Annotated in this window: 29 protein-coding genes; 10 read left to right on the top strand and 19 right to left on the bottom strand. The window is 66.8% G+C overall.

From position 1 onward, the window contains the following. Positions 1-62 precede the first annotated feature (62 nt). The 8 genes from CBI38_RS07875 to CBI38_RS07840 form a co-directional block, all read right to left on the bottom strand. On the bottom strand, positions 63-164 hold the full coding sequence (locus tag CBI38_RS07875) for a 30S ribosomal protein bS22 (protein ID WP_003402602.1): 102 nt from the start codon (positions 162-164) through the stop codon (positions 63-65). Positions 165-358: 194 nt separating this feature from the next. Beyond that, complete coding sequence (locus CBI38_RS07870; protein ID WP_109327837.1) at positions 359-595, bottom strand: helix-turn-helix domain-containing protein; 237 nt, start codon at positions 593-595, stop codon at positions 359-361. A 124-nt stretch (positions 596-719) separates the two neighbouring features. Continuing rightward, positions 720-1,535, bottom strand: coding sequence for a pyrroline-5-carboxylate reductase (gene proC, locus CBI38_RS07865; protein ID WP_109327835.1), 816 nt, complete (start codon positions 1,533-1,535; stop codon positions 720-722). A gap of 36 nt (positions 1,536-1,571) precedes the next feature. Further along, positions 1,572-2,414 (bottom strand): thioesterase family protein, encoded by an 843-nt coding sequence (locus CBI38_RS07860; protein ID WP_109327833.1) that lies wholly within the window; start codon positions 2,412-2,414, stop codon positions 1,572-1,574. Further along, positions 2,411-3,043 carry a MerR family transcriptional regulator gene (locus CBI38_RS07855; protein ID WP_109327831.1) on the bottom strand — a complete coding sequence of 211 codons (633 nt, stop codon included), beginning with the start codon at positions 3,041-3,043 and terminating at the stop codon, positions 2,411-2,413. The genes CBI38_RS07860 and CBI38_RS07855 overlap by 4 nt, the downstream gene beginning before the upstream one ends. Positions 3,044-3,153: 110 nt before the next feature. After that, positions 3,154-4,095 (bottom strand): sugar phosphate isomerase/epimerase family protein, encoded by a 942-nt coding sequence (locus tag CBI38_RS07850; RefSeq protein WP_109327829.1) that lies wholly within the window; start codon positions 4,093-4,095, stop codon positions 3,154-3,156. Positions 4,096-4,102: 7 nt separating this feature from the next. After that, on the bottom strand, positions 4,103-5,395 hold the full coding sequence (locus CBI38_RS07845) for a hypothetical protein (protein ID WP_109327827.1): 1,293 nt from the start codon (positions 5,393-5,395) through the stop codon (positions 4,103-4,105). Continuing rightward, positions 5,392-6,345, bottom strand: coding sequence for a Ppx/GppA family phosphatase (locus tag CBI38_RS07840; protein ID WP_109327825.1), 954 nt, complete (start codon positions 6,343-6,345; stop codon positions 5,392-5,394). Before CBI38_RS07840 ends, CBI38_RS07845 begins: the two co-directional genes overlap by 4 nt. A gap of 66 nt (positions 6,346-6,411) precedes the next feature. Here CBI38_RS07840 and CBI38_RS07835 point away from each other — a divergent pair, with 66 nt between their 5' ends. Both CBI38_RS07835 and CBI38_RS07830 read left to right on the top strand, forming a co-directional pair. Then, positions 6,412-7,197: a DUF3109 family protein gene (locus tag CBI38_RS07835; RefSeq protein WP_109327823.1), complete on the top strand. Its 786-nt coding sequence runs from the start codon at positions 6,412-6,414 to the stop codon at positions 7,195-7,197. 97 nt (positions 7,198-7,294) lie between these two features. After that, positions 7,295-7,639 (top strand): hypothetical protein, encoded by a 345-nt coding sequence (locus CBI38_RS07830; RefSeq protein WP_109327821.1) that lies wholly within the window; start codon positions 7,295-7,297, stop codon positions 7,637-7,639. A gap of 7 nt (positions 7,640-7,646) precedes the next feature. Here CBI38_RS07830 and CBI38_RS07825 read toward each other — a convergent pair whose 3' ends face one another. The 7 genes from CBI38_RS07825 to CBI38_RS07795 all read right to left on the bottom strand — a co-directional run bounded on the left by CBI38_RS07825 (position 7,647) and on the right by CBI38_RS07795 (position 14,969). Next, positions 7,647-8,336: a response regulator transcription factor gene (locus tag CBI38_RS07825; RefSeq protein WP_109327819.1), complete on the bottom strand. Its 690-nt coding sequence runs from the start codon at positions 8,334-8,336 to the stop codon at positions 7,647-7,649. Then, positions 8,333-9,541 carry a sensor histidine kinase gene (locus CBI38_RS07820; RefSeq protein WP_109327817.1) on the bottom strand — a complete coding sequence of 403 codons (1,209 nt, stop codon included), beginning with the start codon at positions 9,539-9,541 and terminating at the stop codon, positions 8,333-8,335. The genes CBI38_RS07825 and CBI38_RS07820 overlap by 4 nt, the downstream gene beginning before the upstream one ends. Positions 9,542-9,691: 150 nt before the next feature. Continuing rightward, positions 9,692-10,447 carry a phosphoglyceromutase gene (locus CBI38_RS07815; RefSeq protein ID WP_204164889.1) on the bottom strand — a complete coding sequence of 252 codons (756 nt, stop codon included), beginning with the start codon at positions 10,445-10,447 and terminating at the stop codon, positions 9,692-9,694. 71 nt (positions 10,448-10,518) lie between these two features. After that, entirely contained in the window at positions 10,519-12,108 is a 1,590-nt protein-coding gene (locus CBI38_RS07810; RefSeq protein ID WP_109327813.1) for an AMP-binding protein, read from the bottom strand. Between the two features lie 149 nt (positions 12,109-12,257). Further along, positions 12,258-12,749, bottom strand: a complete 492-nt coding sequence (locus tag CBI38_RS07805) for a type III secretion system chaperone family protein (protein WP_109327811.1) — start codon at positions 12,747-12,749, stop codon at positions 12,258-12,260. Beyond that, entirely contained in the window at positions 12,746-14,116 is a 1,371-nt protein-coding gene (gene mshA, locus CBI38_RS07800; RefSeq protein WP_418328320.1) for a D-inositol-3-phosphate glycosyltransferase, read from the bottom strand. The genes CBI38_RS07805 and mshA overlap by 4 nt, the downstream gene beginning before the upstream one ends. Positions 14,117-14,141: 25 nt before the next feature. Further along, positions 14,142-14,969 carry an alpha/beta fold hydrolase gene (locus CBI38_RS07795; protein WP_109327809.1) on the bottom strand — a complete coding sequence of 276 codons (828 nt, stop codon included), beginning with the start codon at positions 14,967-14,969 and terminating at the stop codon, positions 14,142-14,144. A 54-nt stretch (positions 14,970-15,023) separates the two neighbouring features. On the opposite strand from CBI38_RS07795, the gene CBI38_RS07790 reads away from it, so the two are divergent. Both CBI38_RS07790 and CBI38_RS07785 read left to right on the top strand, forming a co-directional pair. Further along, complete coding sequence (locus CBI38_RS07790) at positions 15,024-15,797, top strand: PIG-L family deacetylase (RefSeq protein WP_109327807.1); 774 nt, start codon at positions 15,024-15,026, stop codon at positions 15,795-15,797. A gap of 120 nt (positions 15,798-15,917) precedes the next feature. Further along, positions 15,918-16,949 carry a tocopherol cyclase family protein gene (locus tag CBI38_RS07785; protein WP_109334931.1) on the top strand — a complete coding sequence of 344 codons (1,032 nt, stop codon included), beginning with the start codon at positions 15,918-15,920 and terminating at the stop codon, positions 16,947-16,949. A gap of 81 nt (positions 16,950-17,030) precedes the next feature. On the opposite strand, the gene CBI38_RS07780 is transcribed toward CBI38_RS07785, so the two are convergent. Beyond that, on the bottom strand, positions 17,031-18,305 hold the full coding sequence (locus CBI38_RS07780; RefSeq protein WP_109334930.1) for an ROK family transcriptional regulator: 1,275 nt from the start codon (positions 18,303-18,305) through the stop codon (positions 17,031-17,033). Between the two features lie 373 nt (positions 18,306-18,678). On the opposite strand from CBI38_RS07780, the gene CBI38_RS07775 reads away from it, so the two are divergent. Continuing rightward, positions 18,679-19,641, top strand: coding sequence for a TauD/TfdA dioxygenase family protein (locus tag CBI38_RS07775; protein WP_109327805.1), 963 nt, complete (start codon positions 18,679-18,681; stop codon positions 19,639-19,641). A gap of 23 nt (positions 19,642-19,664) precedes the next feature. After that, the gene (locus tag CBI38_RS07770; protein WP_109327803.1) at positions 19,665-20,411 is read left to right on the top strand and encodes an SDR family NAD(P)-dependent oxidoreductase; all 747 of its coding nucleotides are present in this window, start codon (positions 19,665-19,667) and stop codon (positions 20,409-20,411) included. 228 nt (positions 20,412-20,639) lie between these two features. On the opposite strand, the gene CBI38_RS07765 is transcribed toward CBI38_RS07770, so the two are convergent. Then, the gene (locus CBI38_RS07765; RefSeq protein WP_109327801.1) at positions 20,640-21,824 is read right to left on the bottom strand and encodes a L,D-transpeptidase; all 1,185 of its coding nucleotides are present in this window, start codon (positions 21,822-21,824) and stop codon (positions 20,640-20,642) included. 34 nt (positions 21,825-21,858) lie between these two features. Further along, positions 21,859-22,950: a UDP-N-acetylmuramate dehydrogenase gene (locus CBI38_RS07760; protein ID WP_418328330.1), complete on the bottom strand. Its 1,092-nt coding sequence runs from the start codon at positions 22,948-22,950 to the stop codon at positions 21,859-21,861. 25 nt (positions 22,951-22,975) lie between these two features. Between CBI38_RS07760 and CBI38_RS07755 the strand changes: the two genes are divergently transcribed. From CBI38_RS07755 to CBI38_RS07745, 3 genes are all read left to right on the top strand, one after another. Continuing rightward, complete coding sequence (locus CBI38_RS07755; protein ID WP_204164888.1) at positions 22,976-23,473, top strand: DUF2505 domain-containing protein; 498 nt, start codon at positions 22,976-22,978, stop codon at positions 23,471-23,473. Between the two features lie 84 nt (positions 23,474-23,557). Further along, positions 23,558-24,058: a DUF2505 domain-containing protein gene (locus tag CBI38_RS07750; protein WP_109327795.1), complete on the top strand. Its 501-nt coding sequence runs from the start codon at positions 23,558-23,560 to the stop codon at positions 24,056-24,058. A gap of 21 nt (positions 24,059-24,079) precedes the next feature. Then, on the top strand, positions 24,080-24,904 hold the full coding sequence (locus tag CBI38_RS07745) for an SAM-dependent methyltransferase (RefSeq protein WP_109327793.1): 825 nt from the start codon (positions 24,080-24,082) through the stop codon (positions 24,902-24,904). An 82-nt stretch (positions 24,905-24,986) separates the two neighbouring features. Here CBI38_RS07745 and CBI38_RS07740 read toward each other — a convergent pair whose 3' ends face one another. Beyond that, entirely contained in the window at positions 24,987-25,604 is a 618-nt protein-coding gene (locus CBI38_RS07740; RefSeq protein WP_109327791.1) for a type IV toxin-antitoxin system AbiEi family antitoxin domain-containing protein, read from the bottom strand. A gap of 113 nt (positions 25,605-25,717) precedes the next feature. On the opposite strand from CBI38_RS07740, the gene CBI38_RS07735 reads away from it, so the two are divergent. Then, positions 25,718-26,485, top strand: coding sequence for an LmeA family phospholipid-binding protein (locus CBI38_RS07735; RefSeq protein WP_109327789.1), 768 nt, complete (start codon positions 25,718-25,720; stop codon positions 26,483-26,485). The last annotated feature ends 12 nt before the right edge of the window (positions 26,486-26,497 follow it).

The raw sequence follows: 26,497 nt of genomic DNA, 5'->3' as shown, positions 1-26,497 counted from the left end.
CGACCCGTCCGAAACGACGAAATGCCCGCCACTCGAGGTGGCGGGCATCGCGTCGTGTCTCTTTACTTACCGAGTTTCCTGCGCTGCACTCGGGTGCGGCGAAGCAGCTTACGGTGCTTCTTCTTCGACATGCGCTTACGTCGCTTCTTGATCACTGAACCCATAGCGGGTGTCCCTCACGTTCTTCTCTAGCGTTCCTGCGCACGCCGGTCACGTACGCCTGCGCCTCTCTGGCGCCTGGGCCTCGTTTTAACTAGCTCAGCGCCTTACGACACCAGCTGGCTGGTACGACAGTCGCTAATCGTACCGGTGAGGTTCGCCCGGGAGAAACCGAGGTCACCCTCTTCGTGCCGATCGGTCAACCGGCATCGAAGTACGAGGTTTCGAGGTAGTCGTGCACAGCTTTCGCATGCACTCTGAACGAACGGCCCACCCGGACGGCAGGCAGTTCGCCGCTGTGCACCAACCGATACACAGTCATCTTGGACACTCTCATCAGCGTCGCTACCTCGGCGACTGTGAGAAATTGCGTTCCGGCCAGGGCCGGTTGTCCGTCTTGGGCTGAACCCTTCGACGGCTTTTTTCCAGACGTCATCAAACACTTACCTCCGGCACGTCTCGCGCCGCCGGCTTCCCCTCCGGCGGAACAGACACGCACGTGCTACTTCGAGCTTAGCGGGACGGATGGGGTTACTGCGACGGGTGTGGGCAATCGAATATCATTCGCTAGAAGTGCCGAGCTCGGCCGATCTCGATTTCGCCGCCTCCAGCGCGTCGTAGAACGCCGATCGGAGACCGTTCTTTTCCAGCTGACGGATCGCGGCAGCAGTGGTTCCACCGGGCGAGGTGACCGCCGCGCGGAGTTCCGTCGTGCTTTCCCCCGACTGGTCGAGCATGGCTGCGGCACCGACCATCGTCTGCACGACCAGCTCGGACGCCGTCGCGCGGGTCAGCCCGAGACCCACACCGGCGTCGATCATCGCCTCGGCGACGAGGAAGAAGTAGGCGGGCCCGGACCCGGAGACGGCAGTGACCGCGTCGATCTGCGACTCCGGCACCGTCACGACCTTGCCCACGGCAGACAACACCCCACGCACCAGGTCGAGGTGGTCCTTCTTCACATGGCGGCCGGGAGCGAGCACGCTGACGCCCTCCCCTACCAGCATCGGCGTGTTCGGCATGACCCGGACGACGGGGAACCCGGCAGGCAGGCGCTTCTCGTAGTACGAGGTGGGAATGCCCGCCGCCAGGGACACGAGAATCTGTTCACGCTCACCGTCGAGGTCGGCCTTCGACACCGCCGTAAGCGCGGACTCGACGTCACCGGGCTTGACGGCCACCACGATGACGTCGGCTCCCTCGGCGGCGTCCTGCGGACTGCTCACACACACGGAGTACTCGGCTGCCAGTTCGGCAGCCCGCGGTGGATGCTGCTCGGCCACCACGAGATCCTTCACCGCGTGTCCTGATTGCAGGAGGCCCGAGATGAGCGCCTCACCGATCCGGCCGCCTCCGATAACCGCAATTCTCGTCATGCCGGACAGCCTGCCACGACCCGTGGCGGCGTGTTTCTAGCGGGGGATCATGGCCAGCTGACGGCTTTGCACGACGATTGCACCGGTCGAGTCGAGGACCGTGTGGTCCTCTTCGAACCACGCACTGCCGAGCACCGTGCTGCTGGCCATCACGCGGAGCCACCCCGGTGCGGGCTGCCTGCGCAGATAGGTGGTGAGCTGCACAGTGGGTGCCCACCCGAACATTCCGCGGTTCATCGTCACGGGTGCACTGATGTCGCCCGTCATGATGGCGAACAGTGCGGCGGTGTCTGGGTCGTTCTCGTCGTCGGCACGCGGTCGGACCCACATGCGCACCTCCGGCTCGCCCTGGTTGCCGGCGAGGAAGTGGGCGGACGTGCCGTCGACGCGCATGTCGCATCCCTGAGCCACGTGCACGATTTGGCCCATCGGGTGGTCGGGCGTGAGTATTACTGCGTCGGCGGGCGGCTCCACTGGAAGCTGGGCCAACGCATGATCGACGCTGTAGTGAGGCTCACCCGCGTCGGGAACACCCAGCGTGACCGACGCATGGACGGCGACCCGGTCGCCCTGCCGGAGCTCGACGTCGACGAACGACACCTGCTTGCCCCGCTTGCGCACCGTGGTCGAGAGGGTGACCTCGCCGGGGTCGGGAGCGGCCAGGTAGTTGGCCCCCACTGCGAGTGGCTGAACCCGGGCGAGATCGCCTGCACCGCCGTCGTCGACCAGGCGGGCGCGTGCGGCCGCCGCGCACAGCGACATCATGGAGCCGCCATGCACCTTCGGGCCGATGGTCCAGATGGGGTCGATGTGCGCCTGGAACGTGCCGTCACCGCCGGGGGTGAGGGCGTTGAGGTCGCGGAAGGGTGCAGAGCTCACGAAGCGTCCTGTTCATCGGTTTTCTGAAAGAAATTCTGGGCAATGTCCTGATGGGCGAGTCGGCGCATCGCGGCGATCACCGGTTCGTAGATCGCAGTCCCGAGTACCGCACAGCGCACAGCGTCCTCTGCCGAGCCGGTGGGCATGAGCCCGATGTCCACCTCGGCGATACCGCGAATGTGCCGCCCGTAGGCGTCGAGGCGCTCCTCGGTCATCGGGATACCCGCATCTTCCAAGGCCTCGAGCGCGCGTTCGAGTTGCGCGACCGCCACGTACCTGGGGTCGTAGATTTGCCCGAGTTTCTCGAGCACGGCGCGCGCTCGCGGATAGTCACCGGGATCGGCCGGAATGTCGAGGTAGGGCGGAAGTTGACCGATCGCCTGGCCGAGCACCTCGAACAGCGAGCCGTCGGGGTGGTCGATGAGCTGGAGGACCTTCCGGATCCGAGGGATCGGGAGTCCGGCCCCGGCGAGTGCCTTCACCAGCCCGAGGCGCCGAACGTGTTCTTCGCCGTACCTGGCCTGAGTCGCACTCGTCGCCTCGCCCGGCATCAGCAGACCCTCGCGCAGGTAGTACTTCACGGTCGCCAGGGGAACGCCGGTACAGGCAACCAGTTCCGACACGCGCACGGTGCCTCCTACCGCGACTCGATCAGGGACTCCATCGTTGGATACTCCAGCTATCCAATGGTGGTGTCAGCTTACCGCAGCAGGAATGGCCTCATCGCCCGCGGTTCAGGTCAGGTGTCGTCGTGATCGCCGCCGGGGCGGCTACGTGCCGAACCGGACGTGGCACGGCCCGTCCCGAGGTGTTCCCTGGCGAAGGCCAGCGCCTGACCGAGCATCGACGCCCGCTCGCGCCGGGTCCGCGCGTTCTGAGTGTTGATCTCGATCACAGCCTGTCCCTCGAAGCCGGAGTCGACGAGGTGACGGCATACCTCTGCGCACGGCTGTCCGCCGTGCCCGGGAATGAGGTGTTCGTCCATCGAGGCTCCCCGGCCGTCGGCGAGGTGCAGATGCGCCAGCCCCGACCCCATCCGCTCCGCCAGCTTCATCGCGTCCATACCCGCAGTGGCGGTGTGCGAGAGATCGAGCGTGTAGTGGGCATGGCCGGAATCGGTGGGGTCGTAGGAAGGACTGAACGCCGACAACGCGGCACCTGGGCCGCCGCGACGACGAAGCCGCTCGGCCGAACGTTCCTTGCTTCCGAAGAAGCCGTCCGCCCGCATCGGGAACATGTTCTCCACTGCGACGATCACGTCGCTGCGCTCCTCCAGCGCGGCGACCTGGTCGCTGAACCCCTCCGCATACCGGCGTTGCCAGCGGAACGGTGGATGCACCACGACGCTCGTCGCGCCCAACGCCTCCGCGGTGCGCACCGAACGGTCGAGCTTCGCCACCGGGTCGGCGCCCCACACTCGCTGCGAGATCAGCAGACAGGGGGTGTGAATCGCCTGAACCGGCATCGCATACTTGCGAACCAGTGCGGCCACGGCACCGATGTCCTGGCTCACCGACTCCGCCCACACCATCAACTCGACGCCGTCGTACCCCAGTTCCGCCGCGTATCGGAAGGCCGCCTCAGCGTTTTCCGGATATACCGACGCCGTCGACAGCCCGACCAGAACCTTGCGCCCGCGCGGTGTCTGCCGCGCCTGTACGTACCCACTGTCCCCGACCATGAGCAACTCAGCCCGACGCAAGCATGAAGGCGAGCGGCCCCAGAGTGACGATCATTCCGACCACGACGGCGATCACGAAGCTGGTGATGTCGTCGGTGCGGCGCAGGATGCGCACCATAGCCACCAATCCGACGATGACGAGCAAGGCGAGGATCAACGCGACCCACGGGAATACGTCCCACAGCTTCTCGAAGCCCTTGAACAACAGAGCGCCGGCGATCACCGCGATCACACCCTGACCCGCCAGAACCGCCCACTCGCGGGCGGCACTACTCTCCTGCTCGGCGCCGTCGACGTCCTTCGCGGCCTTGGCAGCTCTGGCGGCTTCCGCTTTCGCCTCTTTACGCGAGCGACGGGGAGCGTCGGCCTGCTCGGTTTCCGCCTCCGGCGCCTCGTCGGTGGCGGCGGCGATCAACTCGGTGTCCTCACTGGCCTTCGCGGCATCCGCGTCGCGCGACTGCCGCATCAGGTCGCCGGCAAGCGTCGAGCCGGACAGCAGCCCGGGCTCCCGCTGTGTTCCCGACTGCTTGACCCCCGACTGCTCGGTCCCCTTGTCCTGGGGTGTGGTCTCGGGTTTCTTCGGTGTCTTGACGAGCATGCCGGCGGCGGCTGGCGCCGGCGTGCCGTTCGGGACGGCCTTGGTCTCCACCTCCGGTGCCGGCTTGGCGGTAGAAGCCTGATTCGCGGCGGGGCCAGGCTTGGCGGCGGGGGCAGGTTTAGCGGCGGGAGCCGGCTGCACGCGGGGTGCGGCGACGGTGGGTGCCGGTTCCGGCGTTTTCGTCACCGAAGCGGGTTCGGCGGCCGCCGGCGCGACAGGTGGGGCGGCCGGCTTCGGGCGCTCCTGCGTGACGGACCGACTCACCCAGGCGCCCTGATGATCACGTGATGTTCCCGTGGCGGAGGCGCCATTGCGACCGGCGGCGGGGCGACGGGCGGCAGGGCGACTGGCGATGGGCTCGTCATCGTCGTCATCGTCGAACGGCGCCTTGAATGCGGCAGTGCGCTCATCTGCCGTCACCGACCGCGGGGTGGCCCGCGTGGGCGTCGCCGCAGGTTTGGGCTCGGGCTTACGTTCGGGCTCGGGCTTACGTTCGGGCTCGGACGCAGATTCGGGCTCCGGCTCGGAATCGAGTGCCCGCGACTCGGATGAATCCCGGACGACCGGGATCTCACCGGTCAGCTCGGCAACGGAGATTCCGCCCTTGACGCCGCGACGACGTCTTCCCCCGCGGGACTCCACTTGCTGCCCATTGCGTTTGAGCAGTTCTGAAACAGAGATCTGCTGACTGTCCTCGGTCATCGAGCACCCACCATCAATTCACCGCCCATTTCCGTGTCGAGCTTTCGGAGGATCAGACCCTCCCGCAGAGCCCAGGGGCAGATTTCCAATTCTTCTACCCCGAGAGCTCTCATGCTGGCCTCCGCGACGAGTGCTCCGGCGACGATCTGCTGCGACCGGTCGGAGCTCACTCCCTCTAATTCTGCACGGTCCGACGCCGTCATCCGCGAAATGAAAGCTATGAGTTGCCTGAGACCGCTCGAGGTGAGCGTGCGCTTCACACGGGGACCGGCACCGGACGGCGCGGCGCCCGTGAGACGGGCCAGGGACCGGAAGGTTTTCGACGTGCCGACGGCACGATCCCATTCCCCTGCCGCCCGCAGCTCCTTCGACGGGACCGTGAGTTCGGCGTCGAGCCAGTCGCGCAGCACCGCGACCCTGCGCTTCCCCGGCGGATCGGCCTCGAGCCAATCACGAGTGAGGCGGCCCGCCCCGAGCTGTAACGACAGCGCGACGTCCGGGTCCTCGTCGCCCCCGCTCGTCAGTTCGAGGGATCCGCCACCGATGTCGATGTTGAGGATGCGCCCCGCGCTCCATCCGTACCAGCGGCGCACGGCGAGGAAAGTCAGCCGCGCTTCGTCGACGCCGGACAGCACTTCGAGTCTCACCCCGGTCTCGACATGTACGCGGCCGAGAACGGCATCCGAGTTTTTCGCGTCACGCACGGCCGAGGTAGCGAAAGCCATCAGCTCGCCGCAGCCCGAGGTCTTCGCGATCGCTGCGAAGTCGGCGACCGTCGCCACCAGGCGGTCTGCGCCCGCGGCTGTGATGTCACCGAGTTCGTCCGTGTTCTCCGCCAGCCGCAATGTCGACTTGGTGGAGCTCATCGGTGTGGGGTGGCCGCCCCTGTGGGCGTCCACTACGAGCAGATGGACGGTGTTGCTTCCGACGTCGAGTACCCCTAGTCGCACATTGACACGGTACTGGGTCTACCGTCGGGCTTTGTGACAGCAGGTAAAGCAGGGCGTTCCCACAAGATGACGCCCAGCCCCGAAGTTCCCCTCGATTTCGCTCGCGAGTGGGTCGAATTTCCCGATCCGGACAACGCCGAGCACATCATCGCTGCCGACATGACGTGGCTGCTCTCCCACTGGACCTGCGTGTTCGGCACGCCGGCGTGTCAGGGAATCCTCGAGGACCGGCCCGATGACGGTTGCTGTTCGCACGGGGCCTTCCTGTCCGACGATGAGGATCTCGAGAAGCTGAACGAGTCGGTGAAGCTGCTCACACCCGAGGATTGGCAGTTCATGGACAAGGGTCTCGGCAAGAAGGGCTACGTCGAAGAAGACGACCTCGAGGACGAGCCCGCACTGCGCACCCGCCGATACAAAGGCGCGTGCATCTTCCTCAACCGCCCCGGATTCGCGGGCGGCGTCGGGTGTGCCTTGCACTCGATGGCGTTGAAGCGAGGGATCGAGCCCCTCGAAGTGAAGCCGGACGTGTGCTGGCAGCTCCCGATCCGCCGCACCCAGGAATGGGTCGAACGCCCGGACGGCGAGCAGATACTCAAGACGACGATCACCGAGTACGACCGGCGCGGCTGGGGCGAGGGCGGCGAGGACCTCGCCTGGTACTGCTCCGGCTCACCCGACGCCCATGTCGGCGCCAAGGCGGTGTGGCAGTCGTATGCGCCCGAACTGGCGGAACTCCTCGGTAAGGCCGCTTACGCCGAATTGGCGAAGTTGTGTGCTCGCCGGGCAGGCCTGGGTCTCATCGCCGTCCATCCCGCCACCTCTATCGCGCAACGGAACCCGGCCCGGTAACGGATCGGACCCAGCGGTCGATTTCCCAGGCACGGCCCGCTTGCGGGCACAGCCACGGCACGGCCCGTTCGCGGGCACAGCCACGATGGGAGAGAACATGCTTGCTCGAATTCTGTCCGCTGCCCTGTTGACCGCCGCCGCCGCACTGACCCTCGCCCCGGTCGCCGCCGCGAACCCTGCCGACGATCCGTACGGCTGGAACACCTATCACGACAAGACCGCGAACTTCGTCGCACCGCTCGACCCCGGCGCATTCGGCGACAGGGGCGACAAGGCCATCGTGTTGAGCCCCTTCGGCACGTCCCGCGTCATCGAGTGCAAGGGCGACGGACATTATGTCGCCGTGTCGTGCCGTCAGTTCGACGACCAGGCGCGCGAGCACGCCATCACGCAGGTGATGTTCGCCCCGTTCCGGCCCGTCTACGTCTACAACCCGTTCTGAGGTCGGCTCAGGCCTCGAGCTTGTAGCCGAGGCCCCGCACGGTCACCAGGTGCTCAGGCTTGGCCGGGTCTGTTTCGATCTTCGAGCGGAGACGCTTGACGTGGACGTCCAGGGTTTTGGTGTCGCCGACGTAGTCGGCACCCCACACGCGGTCGATCAGCTGACCCCGCGTGAGCACCCGGCCCGAGTTCCGCAACAGGTATTCGAGCAGGTCGAATTCCTTGAGCGGCAGGGTGACCGCCTCGCCGTTGACCTGCACCACGTGACGTTCGACGTCCATGCGGACCGGGCCGGCCTCGAGGACCGCCGAGTCCTGCGCCACGTCGAGGTCGTTGTCGACGCCGCGGCGCAGGACCGCGCGGATCCGGGCGATCAGTTCCCGCGCGGAGTACGGCTTGGTCACGTAGTCGTCGGCGCCGAGTTCGAGTCCGACCACCTTGTCGATTTCGCTGTCGCGCGCCGTCACCATGATGACGGGAACACCGGATCGGCTGCGTAACTGCTTGCACACGTCCGTGCCACTCATACCCGGGAGCATGAGGTCGAGGAGGACGATGTCCGCGCCGGAACGATCGAACTCGGCCAGGGCCGAGGGTCCGTCGCCGACGACGGTCGTCTCGAACCCCTCCTTGCGTAACAGGAACGCCAACGGGTCGGCCAGGGATTCCTCGTCTTCCACGATCAGCACACTTGTCATCGCTTGGCCTCCATACCGATTTCTCTCTTTCCGACGTTTCCGCCGTCGGCGTCCCCGCCGTTCGGATCTACTGTCTCGATGTGTGCAGGTATTTGCAGGGTAAACGTCGAACCCGTTCCGGGCTTGCTCCACAATTCGATGGATCCGTTGTGGTTGGCGGCGACGTGCTTGACGATGGCGAGTCCGAGTCCCGTGCCGCCGGTCGCCCGTGCCCGGGCCTTGTCGACGCGGAAGAAGCGCTCGAACACCCGTTCCTGGTCGGCTTTGGCGATCCCTTCGCCGCGGTCGGTGACCGAGATCGCGACGTTGGCGCCCCGCATCGAGCGGCTCACCGACACCGGTGTCCGCTTCGGTGAGTAGGCAATGGCGTTCTGCACCAGGTTGGTAAGGGCGGTGACCAGCAGTGCGCGGTCACCGAGCACTTCGAAACCGCTGGGATGGTCGGTGGTGACGGAGATGCCGGCCGCCTCCGCAGAGATCTTGCACCGTTGCAGGGCCTCGTCCACAACCTCGTCGACCGACACTGCCTCGAGGTCGGGGAGCTTCTCGGCGCCCTGCAGCCGGGACAGCGCGATCAGTTCGGTGACCATTTTGCCGAGGCGGACCGATTCGTGGAGCACCCGCTCCCCGAAATGTCGCACCGACTCCGGGTCGTCCGCCGACTCCAGAAGTGCCTCGGCGAGCAGTCCCATGGCCCCGACCGGGGTTTTCAGTTCGTGGCTGACGTTGGCGACGAAGTCGCGGCGGGTCGCCTCCATCCGCACCTGTTCGGAATCGTCGTCGGCGAACAGGACCACGAATTTGTGGTCTTCCTTGCTGAGCAGCCGTGCGGTACCCCGCACAGCGATCCGGTCACGTCCCCGCTGGGGGGCCTTCGCGCTGAGATCGACTTCTACGGGCTCACCGGTCTCGAGGACGCGCAGAGCCGCCACCCAGGCGCGGTCGTCGACGAGCCGATTGCGGACCAGGCCGAGTTCCTCGGCGCGAGGGTTGAACAGGACCACGTCGTGGAACTGGTCCACCACGGCGATGCCGCTTTCCGACGCCAGAACAATGAGGTCGAGCACTTGCGACATGGTCAGCCCGGATTGCTCCGCCATCCGCTGCGAGTGCCGTGTCGACAGCATGGGAATCAGCACACCACCGATCAGGTAACCGACGAAGCCGCCCATGACGGCAAGCAGTACGCCTTGAACAACGCTCACGCCTGAATCGTACGTTCGCGGGAACCGCTGGTGATGCAGGGTTCAGCCATTTCCGTGCACGTCACACGTCGGAACCGCACTCTTCGCCCGTCGTTCACCCGTTGTTGGCCGAGTGCCCCGCGCACGGGGCACCCGGCCGGCCCACACGGACTACTTACCGCCCTGATTCGCCACCGCGGCAGCGCCCGCGGCCGCCGCTTCGGGATCGAGGTAGGTACCACCCGGGTTGAGGGGTGTCAGGTTCTCGTCCAGGTCGTAACGCAGCGGGATCCCTGTCGGAATGTTGAGCCCGGCGATGGCGTCGTCGGAGATGCCGTCGAGGTGCTTGACCAGGGCTCGGAGCGAGTTGCCGTGGGCGGTGACGAGGACGGTCTTGCCCGCCAGCAGGTCGGCGGAGATCGTGTCTTCCCAGTACGGGATGAGGCGCTTGACGACGTCGAGGAGGCACTCGGTGAGGGGTACCTCGTCGAGTCCCGCGTACCGGGCGTCGGCGTCCTGGCTGTATTCGCTACCCGCGTCGATCGGCGGCGGCGGGGTGTCGTAGCTGCGGCGCCACAGCATGAACTGCTCGTCGCCGTACTTGTCCTTCACCTGAGCCTTGTTACGCCCTTGAAGGGCGCCGTAGTGGCGTTCGTTGAGACGCCAGTCGCGCACCACCGGAATCCAGTGCCGATCGGCTGCGTCGAGCGCGATGTTGGCCGTGCTGATCGCCCGGCGCAGCAGCGACGTGTACGACACGTCGGGAAGCAGGTCGTGCTCGCGGAGCAGTTCGCCGGCGCGCTTGCCCTCGGCGATGCCCTTATCGGTCAGGTGAACGTCCACCCAGCCGGTGAACAAGTTGAGTGCATTCCATTCGCTCTCGCCGTGACGGAGCAGCACAAGGGTTCCGGTACTCATGCCGTTCATCCTGGCATGCGTCCCGGAACCCTTGCGTCCTGAACCCCTCTACCGCCCGCCCACAGGCCGGCCGGGAGTGCCTACTTCGCAGCCTCGGCGGCGCGTAGGTCCTTGCGGAGGATCTTGCCGGCGGCGGATTTCGGCACCAGGTCGATGAACTCGACCCTGCGTACCTTCTTGTGCGGGGAGACCTTCTCGGCGACGAACGCGATCACCGCGTCCTCGTCCAATTCGGCACCGGGCTGGCGGACCACGAACGCCTTGGGCACTTCCTCACCCTCCTCGTCGAGCACCCCGATCACGGCGGCGTCGGCGATCTGCGGATGCGTCAACAGCAACGCCTCCAACTCGGCGGGCGGCACCTGATAACCCTTGTACTTGATCAACTCCTTCATCCGGTCCACGATCGTCACCACCCCCTCCGAATCGACCGTCGCGATGTCCCCGGTATGCAGATACCCATCCGCATCCAGGGTTTCCGCGGTCGCCTCGTCGTTCCCGAGATACCCGGCCATGATGTTCGGGCCCTTGCACCACAATTCCCCCGCCGCGCTGACCCCCTCGGCCGGCTGCTCGATCTCCGCACCGGTCCCGGGATCGACCAGCTTGCATTCCATGTTCGCGATGGTCGGACCCACCGAGTCCAGCGCAATATCGTCCCGGTCGAACGGAATCGCATGCGAGACCGGGCTCATCTCCGACATCCCGTACCCCTGCCGCACACGGCACCCGAGCCGGTTCGCCACCGCCTTACCCAGTTCCTGATCCAGTGGGGCGGCCCCGGAGAAGATCGAATGCACACTCGACAGGTCGTACTGATCGATCAGCGGATGCTTGGCCAACGCCACCGCCACCGGCGGGGCGATGAACACATACGTGCACCTCTGCTCCGCGACGATCGTCAAGAACTCGACCAGGTCGAACTTCGGCATCGTCACCAGCGCGGCCCGCTTACGCAGGGCCGCGTTGAGCAGCACCGTCATCCCGTAAATGTGGAAGAACGGCAACACCGCGAGGAGCTTGTCCTCGGCACCGATCCCGATCGGCCGGTCGATCTGGCACACATTCGCCACCAGGTTGCGGTGGGTGAGCATCACGCCCTTCGGCCGGCCGGTGGTGCCCGACGAATACGGCAACACCGCCAACTGGGTCGCCGGGTCGAACGACACCTCCGGCGCCGGCGCCCCTTCGGCCAGCAGATCCTGCAGTGACGGGTGCCCGTCCGCGCCGTCCAACACGATCACGTGCGCGGCCGGGATCCCGACCTGTGCGGCCGCGGCCTTGGCCTGCGGCAGCAGCGGGGAGACGGTGAACAGGAACTTCGCCTTCGAGTCGGTGAGCTGCTTGGCGATGTCCTCGGCGGTGTACAACGCGTTGATCGTGGTCGCGACCCCACCGGCCCGCAGGATCCCGTGGAACACCGACGCGAACGCCGGCACATTCGGCGAATGCAACGCCGCCACCTCACCGACGGCCAGCCCGCGGGCGGCGAGCGCCCCCGCAACCGAGTTGATCTGGGCGATCAACCCCTGATAGGTGGTGACCGCACCGGAAGCGCCGTCGATCAGCGCCGGCCGATCCCCCTCGGCCGCATCGACCTGGCCGAAGAGGAAGTCGTAGACGCTGAGGTTCGGAATCTCGACGTCCGGAAACGGGCTCTTGAAGCTCACTGGGGCCTCTCCCTCGAAATGTTGCAGCAGCAGTTGTCGACACAAGTTTCTGTGAAAGTCAGAAACATGTACCTATCCTGTGATGACAGTCACAGGCTGCAGCAACTCTACCCGCGCGTAATTCGGTGCCGCGGGCAGTTGTCGGGACCTCATTCCTCCGTGTCGTCGATCAGATGCTCGAACGGTTTGAGGTTGGCGAGCGACTCCCCACGGGAGACCCGCCAGTCCCATTCCCGCTTGATCGAGCTGGCGAATCCCAGCTCCAGGAGGGTGTTGAAATCGCCGTCCGCTGCCTCGAGGACCTGCCCGAGCACGCGGTCCAGTTCGTCCTCGTTCACGGCATGGCCGGCAAGCTGCCCGACCAGATAGATGTCGCCGATCTTGTCCAGCGTGTACGCCACCGAGTACAGCCGCCGATTGCGGCGCAACAGAAACTTGTACACGCCCTCGAAGTTCTCGTCGGGTTTGCGGCACACGAACGCCTCCACCCGAACACCATGCGTGCCGACGGTCAGCAGGGTGGTGGTCTTCAACTTGCGCTCACCCGGCAACTCGACGATGAAATGCGTCGAGTCCTTCCTGGTGAACTCCATTTCACGCTCGGTAAGGGCAGACTCGATGACTTCGGCAAGATCGCTCATGCGCGCACTCCCCCGACCCGGCGCAGTTTCCACAATCCGCGTCCGCGGCGCGGGGAGAACTCGTTCGGCCCGATTCCGTAGTTGTAGTTGACTGTCGCTTTCCGGTAACTCTCGAGAAGCCCGTCCGCGGTGTGCTCCCACGAAAAATTCTCGGCATGTCGCGGTGCCTCGGCGGCCAGTGCAGCCAGCCGCCGGGGATCGGACACCAGCGAGTGCAACGCCGTCGCCCAGTCCCCGGTGCGGTGCCCGTCCACGAGCAGTCCGGTCTCGCCGTTGCGTACCGCGACACCGAGGCCGCCTACGTTCGCGGCGATCACCGGGGTGCCGCAGGCCTGCGCCTCGATGGCGACCAGACCGAATGATTCCGAATAACTGGGTACCGCAACGAGATCGGATGCGCGGTACACGTCGGCGAGTCTGTCGGGTGCCTGCGGGGGAAGGAAGGTGACGTGGGCAGCGATACCGAGAGAGGAGGCGAGTTCGATCAGTGCGTGGGGTCGGGCCAGCCCGGTACCGGACGGACCACCGACGACGAGGACCCGCAGGCTCGACTCGGGATCGCGGGCGATGAGTTCTGCGGCGGCACTCAGCAGCACATCGGGGGCCTTGAGTGGCTGGATGCGGCCGACGAAGGTCACCACGGTCTCGCTTGGGTCGATGCCGAGCGCGCGCCGTGCCGCACCCTTGTCGCCGGGCCGGTACCGCGTGAGGTCGGCGCCGGGGGCCACGACATCGATCCGGCTCGGGTCGGCGCCGTAATGCCGGACCAGTTGCTCGGATTCTTCGGCGGTATTGGCGACGAGACGGTCCGATTCGGCAACGACCTGCTGTTCGCCGATCTGGCGAGCGGCAGGCTCGGGGGTGTCGCCCTCGGCGAGCGACGCGTTCTTCACCGCGGCAAGCGTGTGCGCGGTGTGGACGAGCGGCACGCCCCACCGGTCGCGGGCGAGCCAGCCGACCTGACCGGACAGCCAGTAATGCGAGTGCACGACGTCGTAGTAGCCCGGTTCGTGGCGCGCCTCCTCGCGGAGAACACCCGCAACGAACGCGCAGAGCTGCGTGGGCAGATCCTGCTTGTCCAGTCCCTCGAACGGGCCGGCCACCACGTTGCGGACCAGCACGCCGGGTGCCGCCTCCTGCACCGCCTGATCAGCGGACGACGTGGCCCTGGTGAAAATCTCCACCTCGACCCCGCGCCGGGCCATCTGCATGGCGGTCTGCAGGACGTACACGTTCATTCCGCCCGCATCGCCGGTACCCGGCTGCGCCAACGGTGAGGTGTGGACCGAAAGCACGGCCACCCTGCGGGGGCGCGCACCCCGGCCGAGCCCGCCGAGGTCGTTGTACATGGGCGTCACGAACTCCATACTGCCCCCTCGCTCGGCGGGGCTTCTAATCGAGGTTGCCGACGAACTCGCCGATCTCTTTGACGAACCGGGCCGGATCCTCGACGAACGGTCCGTGGTCGCAGCCGTCCCAGAACGACGCCTGCGCGTTCGGCACGAGGTCGGCGGCGTGCCTGCCTGCCGCGACGTCCACGACGGAGTCCTCGGTGCCGTGGATCACCAGAACAGGGACGTCGAGCCGCCGCAGCAGGTCGTCGTGGCTCGCAGCGCGGTCGAAGAGGGCCGCACGTACCCGTGGCGGGGTGCTGAGGCTCGCGCCGAACAGCGCCTGCGACTGCGCACCCTTTCCTTCGGGCGGGCCGGTGAGGGCGGTCCCGAACGCGCCGAGCGCGCGAATGGCGACGCGCGGCTCTTCCGACATCGCGCCGGGAACCGCTTCCCGCATCGCTGGGCCGACTTTGCCGCCCTTCTCCCCCCGGCCGATGCTGGTGATCGCACCGACGAGCACCACCCCGTCGACCGCGGCGCTCCCGTGCGTGGCGAGATAATCGCAGATGACGAGCCCACCGTACGACCATCCGAGGAGGACGGCCCCGGACGTGACGTCTTCGGCGGCAAGGACCGCGCGCACGTCTCCGGCCCAGACCGCGGAGTCGTCGTAGCCGGTGGTGGGCACGCCCGAATACCCGTGCCCGCGTAGATCGGGAGCGATCACCCGGTACCGGGCCGCCAGTTCGTCCAGCACCTCGGTGCCCCAGCACTTCGAGGACTGCGCCCAGCCGTGCAGCAGGACGAGGGGGCGCGCGTCCTCGGCGCCGGTGACCGAGTAGACGAGCGGCGTTCCGTCGACGCCCAAGGTTTCACGAATAGCCATGCGGCCACCCTAGGGGGCCGCCGCCGCTGTCGGGCGCGTGCAAGTATTGCCCTCATGAGTGTCCTGGTGTGTTTCCACGCCCATCCCGACGACGAAGTGTTCACGACCGGCGGTGTGATGCGGCAGGCCGCGGACGCCGGTCATCGCGTGGTCGTCGTCACGGCCACGGACGGGGCGCTCGGCGAGGTTCCCGACGGGATCCTGAGCGAAGGCGAATCGCTCGCCGAACGGCGCAGGCGCGAGCTCGAGCACTCGACCACCCTCCTCGGCGCCGCGCGGGTCGTGATGCTCCACTACGCGGACTCGGGGATGGCCGGCACGCCGGAGAACGACAACCCGGCTGCGTTCTGCAACGCCGACGTCGAGGAGGCGGCCGCCCGGCTGGCCGCCGTACTCGTCGAGGAAGCCGCCGACGTCGTCACCATCTACGACCCCAACGGCGGGTACGGGCACCCCGACCACGTCCAGGTGCACCACGTGGGAGTCCGCGCCGCGGAGATGTCCGGTGTGCCGCACGTGTACGAGGCTGCCGTGAGCCGCGACCACATCCGGGGTCTGCTGGCCGCCAACCCCCAATGGTCCGAGGACGCGCAGCCGCCGGACCTCGACAGCTTCGGCCTACCAGAGTCGGAGATCACCACGGTCGTCGATGTCAGCGGGGTTCTCGAGGTCAAGCGGGCGGCGATGCATGCGCACGCCACCCAGATCGGCGATTTCGGGCCCTTCCTCGCCATGCCGGACGAGCAGCTCCGTGCGGTGTTCGGCCAGGAGTGGTTCCGCCGCCGCGGGGCGCCGGACGGTCTCGCGGAATCGTCGCTTCCGCTCTGAGGAACTCGAGGCCCGTGAACTGCCTGCGGGGACCGGACTACGCGCCTAGCATCCACGGGTATGGGACCCGCTGATCTCCTCACCAGCCTCAGACGGTCCTGCGACCGGCGCGCTGATCCGATGTCTTGGTTGCTGCGCGCCTACCGCGCCACGGGAGCCGACCTGCCGTTCGGCAACCTCCTCGCAACGCACGGCGTCGCAATGGAGGGTTACTTCTGGCGGTTCACCCAGCCGGCCACGGGCCAGGTGGTCATCGCGCTGGCCGGCATCAACCGCGCTACGGACGGTCAGTGGTCGACGCTCGGCCTGGCCGCCCATCCCAATCGGTTCCTGCGCACCGACGCCTACCCGGAGGGACACGCGGAGTCCGCTGGGCTGGGAGCGTTCGCAGGCAGGGCGTTCCGCGGCACCGCCGACCGCGTCCAGGTAGATCTCGGACCGGATGCGCGACTCGACGTCCGGGTGACCGATCGCGTCGGATGGCCGCATCGCCGCTTCGGCGGATCCAGCGTCTTCCAGAGCGTTCCGGCGCTCAACCAGTACTGGCATCCGTGGTTGCTCGGCGGCAGAGCCGAGGGCACCGCGGTGCTCGGCGACACCGAAATCGATCTCAGCGGCGCACAGGTGTACGCCGAGAAGAACTGGGGGAAGGGCGGTTTCCCCGACTCCTGGTGGTGGGGGCAGGCTCAGGGATTCGCCGATCGCCAGGCGTGCGTGGCGTTCGCGGGCGGCGAGATCTCCGCAGGCCCGCTGCGGACCGAGGTGACCGCCGTGGTCGCCGCCCTGCCCGACGGCACCGTGTTCCGCCTCGGCAACCCCGTCACCTCCCCGGTACGAGCACACGTGACCGAGGATCGCTGGTCGCTGCGGGGACGAAGCCGCACCTGGAGTGTCGAGATCGAGGGCACTTCCCCGCTCGGCTCCGCACACGTGCTGCCGGTACCGCTGCCCGAGGAACGTCGCAACATCGCGGGCGCCCTCGAACATCTCGCCGGGTCGATGAGTGTCACCGTCCGTCGCCGTGGTCGTCTCGTGTGGGCAGACGAATCTCCTCTGGCAGCGCTCGAACACGGGGGCATCGAGCGCGCCCGCGAGGAACTGCGGCGACGGGGAGCCGCACCGGACGCCACGTCGGCGCCACCCCTCAGCTGACCGCTGTCCGACCGCCCCGTTGCCGACGGAAAGTTCAGCAGCGCAGCCTAGTACGCACGCGGCTGACCGATCCATCCGCACCTACTGGAGAGACACACGCCGCATCGCACCGACCGGGTCCGAGTACAGAGCGCTCAATGACACCACCGTCGACGCATACTCCTGCACCCGGTTTCCGAAGCCCGTGATGCGAATGTCCTTGCGCTCCAACGACGACGATCGAGCGAACGCCTCGGCCACGTGCGGAATTCCGGCCGGATACTCGGTGAAGGCCTGACCACCGAGGATCACCCGATCCGGATTGAACAGGTCCCGCAGCATGGCCACCGCCTTGCCCAGCACCAGAGCGCGCTCGACCAGAAGATCGTGCGCAACAACCGATCCGGCCGCCGCCGCCTTGTACAGCGCACTCATCGACGGCAGCCGTGCCGACTCCGGCAGGATGCCCGCCGACACTGCGGCACCGAGAATTGCACGATCGCTGATCGTCGCTTCGAGGCATCCGCTCGAGCCGCAGGAGCACTGCGCCGAGGAACCGGTGGGGAGGTGCGCGATGGAACCCGGCCCACTCGACGGCGTGTGCACCCGGCCGTCGATGGTGATGGCAATTCCCGCGGTTTCGCGCGCGTAGAAGTACAGCCCCGTTTCACCCTGCGCCACGAAATCCTCACTGTCCGACCTCAGTAACAGTTCCGACGCGGCCATCGCTTCGACGTGGGCGGCGACGGACACCGGCAATCCGAGCCCGGCGGCGATGATGGCTCCGACCTGCGCCGATTTCCACCCCAACCGGGGATGATCGACCACACCTGTCTGCGCATCGACGCGTCCACCGAGAGCGACGCCCGCCCACAGCGGACTGCGCCGGTGCCAGCGGGACGCGAAAGCCCGTGCGCTGCGGGCGATACCGGTCAGAGCCTCGGCGGACGGACCGCGCGGCGTCGGAACTTCCACAGCCCCGAGCACCTTTCCGCGCAGATCGCTCGCGAGGATGCTGGTAACCACGGCGCCGATGTGGATTCCCACGGTGAGATACGGCTCGTGGTTCACCTCGAACGGGACGCGGGGACGACCGATCGCACCGGAGGGCGTGAGATCGCCGCGCTCGCGGAGCAACCCGAGATCGAGAAGCGTCGATACCTGACGATTGACGGTCGCAATACTGAGGCCGGTCGCCTTGGCGGCCACATCCCGCGACAGGGGGCCGCGAGCACGGGCCACGCGAAGGACACCGGCGGCGGGACCGTCGCTGATCCGCAGTTCGGGAGGAACGATGGTCAGGCGCGGACGAGACAAGGGACGCTGGAACCGGGGAGAGGCGCTCAGGTTCGAACTGGAAAGAGTGGGTGTAGACACGAAGTAGTCCTTGCGTACGGAGGCGGTGCGCACCTTCGTCCGAACACGGCGTCGTCCCTGCGGGGACGCGGACGGCTGATCAGGAGAAGACTGCGCGGGTCAGCTGGAGACGCTGAAACAGCGACAACACAGTTCCCGCGCCAACGGCAGCCGCGATCCCAGCGCGGAAGTCACATAGGTGACCCGCGGAGCGGTCGGCTGGCCTGAGGACATGCCAAGAAAAATAGCACCTTCGGTCGCTTCCACCAATCTCTGCCGATTCGACGGTCCCCGCGACTCTTGCGATCAGAGTGACGCCAAACCTTCCGGCGGTGGCGCGCCGATGGTTCGGTTGCAGGACTGCACATCGCTTCCGATACCCGAAAGGCCCATCATGTCTATCGATTTCGCGCCCGATCAGGTTGCCGACTCCCCTGCCGTTCCGGGCGCCGCCGGCGTCGTACAACTGGGCGAACACATCGGAGCCCGGATCGACGGTGTTCGGCTCGGCGGCGACCTCGACCCCGCCACGGTGTCGCTGATCCATCGGGCGCTGCTCACCCACAAAGTGATCTTCTTCCGCGGACAGCAGCACCTGACGGACGATTCCCAGTACGAGTTCGCACAGCTGCTCGGCTCCCCCACCACCGCGCACCCCACCGTCACCTCGCGGGGAACCACGGTGCTGCCCATCGACTCCGACTACGGCAAGGCCAACAGCTGGCACACGGACGTGACCTTCGTCGACCGCATCCCGAAGGCGTCGATTCTGCGTGCCGTGCAACTTCCGACCTACGGAGGCTCCACCACCTGGGCGTCCGGGGTCGCGGCTTACAACGCGCTTCCGGAGCCGCTCAAGATTCTCGCCGAGAACCTGTGGGCCACCCACACCAACGTCTACGACTACGCCGCGACGAGCGCGGAGCGGGCGCAGAACGAGAAGACGCAGGAGTACCGCGCCGAGTTCCAGTCCACCTACTTCGAGACGGTGCACCCGGTGGTGCGGGTGCACCCGGAGACCGGCGAACGCACCCTGCTGCTCGGCCATTTCGTGAAGAATCTCGTCGGCCTGAGTTCTGCACAATCACAGGCGCTGTTCCGGATTCTGCAGGATCACGCCATCTCCCTCGAGTACACGACCCGGTGGAACTGGCAGCCGGGCGATGTCGCCATCTGGGACAACCGCGCAACGCAGCACTACGCCGTCGCCGATTACGGGGATCAGTACCGCCGGCTCAATCGCATCACCCTGGCCGGGGACGTGCCCGTCGACATCCACGGCGAACGCAGCCGCAGCATCGCAGGCGACGCGAGCAGCTACTCGGTCATCGACGAGCCCGCGCCCGTTCGCGGGTAAGGCTCGAGCCCTACCATGGCCGCATGATCATCTCACCCGACACCCGCGTCGCCGTTGTCACCGGAGCGAGCTCCGGAATCGGCGAAGCCACCGCCCGCACACTGGCTGACCAGGGCTTTCATGTGGTCATCGGAGCGAGGCGGGTGGATCGACTGGAAAAGATCGCCGGGGACATCGGGGGTACGGCGCTCGAGCTCGACGTCACCGACGACGACTCGGTGGACGCCTTCACGGCAGTCCTGCCCCGGGTGGATGTGCTGGTGAACAACGCGGGTGGGGCCAAGGGGCTGGCGCCGGTCCTCGACGCCGACCTCGACGACTGGCGCTGGATGTGGGAGACGAACGTCCTGGGAACCCTGCGGGTGACCAGGGCGCTCCTGCCCAAACTCGTCGACTCGGGCAACGGACTGATCGTCACCATCACGTCGGTGGCGGCGCTCGAGGCCTACGACAACGGCGCGGGCTACACCTCGGCCAAACACGCACAGGCCGTGCTGCATCGGACGCTGCGTGGAGAGTTGCTGGGCAAGCCTGTTCGCCTCACCGAGGTTGCGCCGGGCGCCGTGGAGACGGAGTTCTCGCTGGTGCGGTTCGAGGGCGACAAGGAACGCGCCGACAAGGTGTACGAGGGGATCACTCCGCTGGTAGCCGCCGACGTCGCCGACATCATCGGTTTCGTGGCGTCGCGCCCCTCGCACGTCAACATCGACCAGATCGTCGTCAAGCCCCGAGATCAGGCTTCCTCGGGACGTTTCCACCGCACGACGTGACCTGAGACGTCGGTGACCGACAGGCCTCACTGCGGCTCGTCACCGGTCCCGTCCGTCGGCGCGGCGATCCTGATATTCGAGCAGTAGGACCACGGCCCACACCGCGGCAACGATCAACGCCACCGATCCCAACAGCATCCATCCCGCCACCGCAGCCCCCTACCCGTCGACCTGTCCCGAAAATCGGGACTCGTTCAGGTAGACGCAGCGGGGGTCGCTTCGGTTCCCCTACGCGAGCGCGGACATCGACTGCCAGGTCGGCCAATCGACGGCCCAGTCGTAGATGTCCCCGTCGGCCGCCGACAATTCGATGGAGGTGCCGGTGACCTCCACAGGATCGCCGTACATGGCCGTGCCGAAAAACTGTTGGGCGTCGCCCAGCGACAGATTGATGCAGCCGTTGGTGACGTTCGACGACCCCTGCACTCCGAGCGTCTCGGGATTCGCGTGGATGAATTCGCCGTTGTTCGAGATGCGCACCGCCCACCGCTCGCGGACGTTCTCGTAGAACGGCGGGTTGGACATGAGGAAGTCCTCGTGCTTCTCCGTCACCATGTGGATGCCGCTTCGCGTGACGTTGCGCGGTTCGTTGCCCTCGCCGTAGCTGACCGGGATGTCCATGATGGTCTGGCCGTCCCGCACCACCTGCATACGGTGGCTGGGCGCGTGGGCGATCACGATCTGACTGCGGCCGATGGTGAAGTCGAGCGACAGGTCCTCTGCTCCGTAGGCTCCGTCACCGAAGTCGAGCCCGTACAGCCTGGCGTCCAGATTCACGGTGGTGCCCGGTGCCCAGTAGTTCTGCGGTCGCCAGTGCGCACGCGACCCGTTGTCGTCCGGCAGCCAGGCCCACGACCCCGGAGTGGGCGGCGTCGTCGTCACCGTCATCGCCTTCTCCACCGCGGCCTTGTCTTCGACGGTGTCGTGAAACTGCACGATGATGGGCGCGGCGATACCGACCTCTTGACCGTCACCGATGTTCAGGTTGGCCGAGATCGTCTGCTCGGGTTGCACGGTGGTGAAGCTGCCGTCGACGGTGACCGTCTGGCCGTCGGTACCGACGGCAGTGCCCTGCCACGTGTAGGTGGATCCGTAGCCGAGAGCCTCACCGACAGTGAACGTGGTTCGGTCGGGCGACAGGACGCCCTGTACGGCACGGCCGTCCGCATTGACGAGAGCGATATCGGTGAAAGTGCCCTCGGCGGCGGTGGCCGAGACCGGCGATACCGGGTTCACGTCCTGCGAACCCGACTCCGGATTCTGGGTGACGTGAACCACCGGTTCGGGAGGGGCGACGGGCGTTCCGGACTGCGAGCCCACCGTGCAACCGGCGAGCAAGGCGACGAGAGAGATCAGCGCCGCCGCGACATTCGCGACCCGCTTCCGGCTTGTCCGAGAACCCAGTTCATGCACGACTGACACGTTACCTGCGCTACGGACCGACCTTTCAGATCGCGCAGCCCACCGTGACGGGTTCCGGTTCGAGGCGGACACCGAACGCCGACTGGACACCGTCCCGCACGTCCCGCGCAAGGGCCAGGAGATCCTCGGTCTTCGCCGCGCCGCGATTGGTGAGTGCCAGGGTGTGCTTGGTGGACAAGCGGGCTGCGGCGCCTTCGGCGGGATACCCCTTCGAGAACCCCGCCCGCTCGATCAGCCATCCGGCGGAGAGCTTGGTGCCCGTGGCGGCCGGATACTGCGGCACCGAGACGTCACCGAGTCGAGCTTCGACGGCAGCAAGAACGGCGGTCAGTTCGCTGTCGGGTACGACGGGATTGGTGAAGAAGGACCCCGCACTCCAGGTGTCGTAATCGTCGGGGTCGAGCACCATGCCCTTGCTTCTGCGCAGGTCGAGGACTGCGTCGCGGACCTCGACCGACGGTCGCCGGTCCCCTTCCTCCGCCTCCAGGGCAGAGAACAGTTCCCGGTAGCGCAACGGCTCGCTCGAGCCGTCCCGGTGCACCGTCAGTTCCACCGCGAGCACGAGGGCCGCGTCGGTGTGTTTCAGGACGCTCGTGCGGTACCCGAGTCCCAGCGCGTCGGGCTGCACCCATCGGACCTCGCCGGTGCGGCGGTCGAGGAGCCGCACGCGCCGCAACATGGTGCCGATCTCGACGCCGTACGCCCCGACGTTCTGCACCGGAGTGGCACCCGTCGAGCCGGGAATTCCGGACAGACATTCGAGCCCGCCGAGTTCGGCGGCGACCGTCTGCGCCACGACCTGATCCCACTCGGCACCGGCCTCGGCAGTGACGAATCCCTCGTCGAATTCCACGGTGGTGTTCGACACACGGACCACCACGCCGTCGAAACCGTCGTCACCGACCACCAGATTCGAGCCGCCCGCGAGGATCAGCGTCGGTATGCCACTCGCGTCGAGCAGGCGGACCACATCGACCAGCACCTCGGTGGTCGGGCACTCGGCCACGATGCGCGCCGGCCCGCCCACCCGCAGGGTGGTCATTTCCGAGAAGTCGAGATTCTCGGACACGAAGGCGCCGGAATCGACGAGTTGACTGACAATGCTCACATCCCACACATCCGCAAACGGTAGCCTGCGGACCGTGAGCCGCCGCATCGAGCATTCCTCGACCTACTCCTTCCCCGTCGAACAGGTCCACGCCGGCCTGACCACCGAGCAGTACTGGCGCGACCGGATCGCCGAGGTCGGCGGCCCGGGAGCCACGCTCGACGAGGTCACGACCGGGCCCGGGACCATCTCGGTGTCCATGTCGCAGTCGATTCCCGCCGAGCATCTGCCGAGCATCGTCGCGAAGGTCCGATCGGGGGACCTCGTGATCGCGCGCACCGAAACGTGGAACGCGCTCGACGGCGGTCGCGCGTCCGGCACCTTCACTGCTCGGGTCACCGGCGCACCCGCTGAGATCTCGGGATCGCAAACCCTCACCAGCGAGGGCTCCGGCACGAAAGTCCAGGTCACCGGCAAGGCCGAGGTCAAAATACCGTTGATCGGCGGCAAGATCGAAGGCGCCATCGGAGACGAGGTGCTGCGCCTGATCGACAAGGAGCAGGAGTTCACGCAGCGGTGGCTCGGCGCCTGACGCCCGCCGAGCGGCGTCTCGACGGTCCCCGACCTGGGGCGGGCGTCGATTGTGTTCGGTCACAGTCCGGTAACCTTGACGATCATGGCTCGCCGCATCGACTACTCAGCCCGTTACAAGTACACCCCGAAAGAGGTGTACGGCGCGTTCACCAACCGCGACTACTGGGACGCGCGCATCGAGGAGATGCGGAAGTACTCCGAGAATCACATCGAGCACTTCGAGGTCAGCGACGACGGAATCGACATCGTCCTTCACCACATCCTGCCGCGCTCCGAACTCCCGGAGATCGCGCAGACCGTGATGAAGAAGGACATGGTCATCACCCGTAAGGAGTCGTACACCCCGTTCGGTGACCCGACCACCGGAACGTACGAGGCATCGATCCCCGCCGGACCCGGCAGCCTGACGGGCACCATGAAACTGTTCGCCACCGACACCGGATGCACGTTCCGCACGTCGTCCGAGGCAAAGGTGTACCTGCCGTTCATCGGCGGGAAGCTCGAGCAGCTGATGCTCGTCAACCTCATCGACCTCTTCCGCGCCGAGGCCGAGATCACCGAGAACTGGTTGTCTCAGCAGTAGCTTCCACAGCACACAGCTCCCATGACTTCAGCGACGCTGAGGCGGCCCCGTGGTGCCCAGGCCGGCCTCACCCCCCGGGGTGTCATCACTCGGGGCACTACCGGCATCAACCGTCTGCGGCGCAGCGATCGCTGGCTCGTGAACGACGCGTTGGTGCGTCGCACGCTCGGGGACAGCGCCGACCCACTCGTCGTCGACCTGGGTTACGGCAATCGCCCGCACACCACCTTCGAACTCGCCGACCGACTCCTCTCGGTGCGGCGGGATCGACGGGTGGTGGGTCTCGAGATCGACCCCGAACGGGTGGTCGAGGGCGGCAACGGAGTGAGTTTCGCGCGGGGCGGTTTCGAATTGTCCGGCCTGCGTCCGGTCTTCGTCCGGGCATTCAATGTGCTGCGGCAGTATCCGGAGGAGTCGGTCGGGCCGGCTTGGGCGCTCATGCAGGCCGGCCTTGCGCCGGGCGGGCTGATTCTCGAGGGCACGTGTGACGAACTCGGCCGACGCTGCGCCTGGGTGTTGCTCGACGCCACCCGCCCCCTGTCGCTGACCCTGGCCTGGGATCCTTTCGACGTCGAGACTCCATCGGACATCGCCGAACGCCTGCCGAAGGCGCTGATCCACCGCAACGTTCCCGGCGAACCGATCCACGCGCTGCTCGCCGCCGTCGACCGAGCCTGGGCGATCGCCGCACCGCACGGCTCGTTCGGTCCCCGGGTGCGGTGGCGAGCGTCCCTGCAACTGCTGCGTGCGCAGGGTGTCCCGGTGCAACCGCAGCGCAGACGTATTCGCGACAACGTGCTCACCGTTCCGTGGGACCTGGTGGCGCCGGCGCAGTCGCCGAGGTAATCCCCCACTCCCCCACAGAGCCGCCCCGTCACGTTCCTCGGCGAAAGACGTTGCGCGTCGGGATTCTTCGGCGGGGCTTTCGTCAGGTGCAGGTGGCCAGCGCATGCTCGACGCGCTGAGCGACCTGCGCGGGCAGCGACCCACACTCGCCGTGCAGGGTGCGCACATCCAGGCGACCGATCGCGACCCCGTCGGAGACCACCTCGTCGAGCAGTTCCTGTGAGATGCCGCTGGCGGCGAGGTCGAGTGCGGTACACGTCGGTGTGGTGATCCGCAGTGGTCCCACCTGCTCGCAGTCCTCCGCGCGAAGCGAACGGCGGTGCAGCGCCAGTTGCTGCGTGGGCGAGGGTGGCGACAGCACGGTCGAGAGGTGGATGAACCGCGGGTACAGGTGCCCGAGACCGTGCAGTTCGGCCGCGCTCTGGTGCGAGACGGCCGCGGCGGCACCGAACCACGTGCACCACTTCGCGAACTCGTCGAGGTCGGAGTGGGGACTGCTGTTCAGTCGGAACAGATCTCGCTCGATCTTGTCCCAAGACCCTGCGCTGACGTGCGCACCGATCTCATCGGCCGTGAAACCGAGGCGCAGCACTTGCGCCGTGGTGAAATATCCGGCTTGCGCCGTAGCGAGACGTGTCAGTTCTTCGCCGACACCGTCACGCCCGGGGCCGCCGGGACGTGGAGCCAACCATCCGGACATTCCCTCACATTACGGTCTCTTGTGTCGTGAATCACACTTTCTCGCGAACTTCGCGTGCGCCCCGCGGCGGTATTCACAGAAATTGTTCAGAGTTGTCGGGAAGAATCCGTGCAATGGCAGCCCGAACGAACTCCGCATCCCGAAGTAACCGTGTGCTCGTCATCTCGCTGATCGTCATCGCCGCGCTCGTCGCCGTGCTGGTCGGCGGTGAACTCTATGTCCGCCACAGCGTGAAAAGCTGCATGGCAGATCAGTTCGAGAGCCAACTCGGGTCCAAGGTGGACGTGGGCCTGAGCTGGAAACCCGTGTTGCTGCAATCGCTGGACAAGAACGTCCCCTACATCACCATCGATAGTGACGACACGAAGTTCGGTCCCGCAGTGGGAATGCAGGTCAACGCCCAGATCAACGACATCCGCATCGAGGACACCCCCGAGAGCAGCGGCACCATCGGCAGCTCGGACGCCCACATTCACTGGTCGACCGAGGGAATCCTGGCGACGCTGCAGCAGCAGGCGTTCGGCTCCCTCGTCAGCGCCGTCAAGGCCGATGCGGACGCCGGGACCCTGACCTTCTCGGTCGGTCCTGCCGGACTCGCCGAGCTGACCGTCCGGCCCGAGGCCGGCGGCGGAACGGTTCAGGTGAAGACGGTGAACGCCGAGATCCTCGGGTTCGGTCTTCCCACCGACCTGGTCGACGGAATTGTGCAGACCCTCACCTCGAGCCTGCAGACCTACCCGCTCGGAATGCAGCCGACCTCGCTGGAGGTCACCGACGACGCCATCGAGATCACCCTCGAGGGCGGCGCGTACACGATGCCGGCAGCCGGTACCCAGCAGCAGCAGGAACAGCAGCAGAGCAGCTGCGGGCTCCTCGTCTGATCGAGCGGACGG

Origin of the sequence: Rhodococcus oxybenzonivorans, from assembly GCF_003130705.1 — a bacterium.
Classification (GTDB): Bacteria; Actinomycetota; Actinomycetes; order Mycobacteriales; family Mycobacteriaceae; genus Rhodococcus_F; species Rhodococcus_F oxybenzonivorans.
The sequence above is the reverse complement of the archived record's forward strand: the minus strand, read 5'-3'. Positions and strand labels throughout refer to the sequence as shown.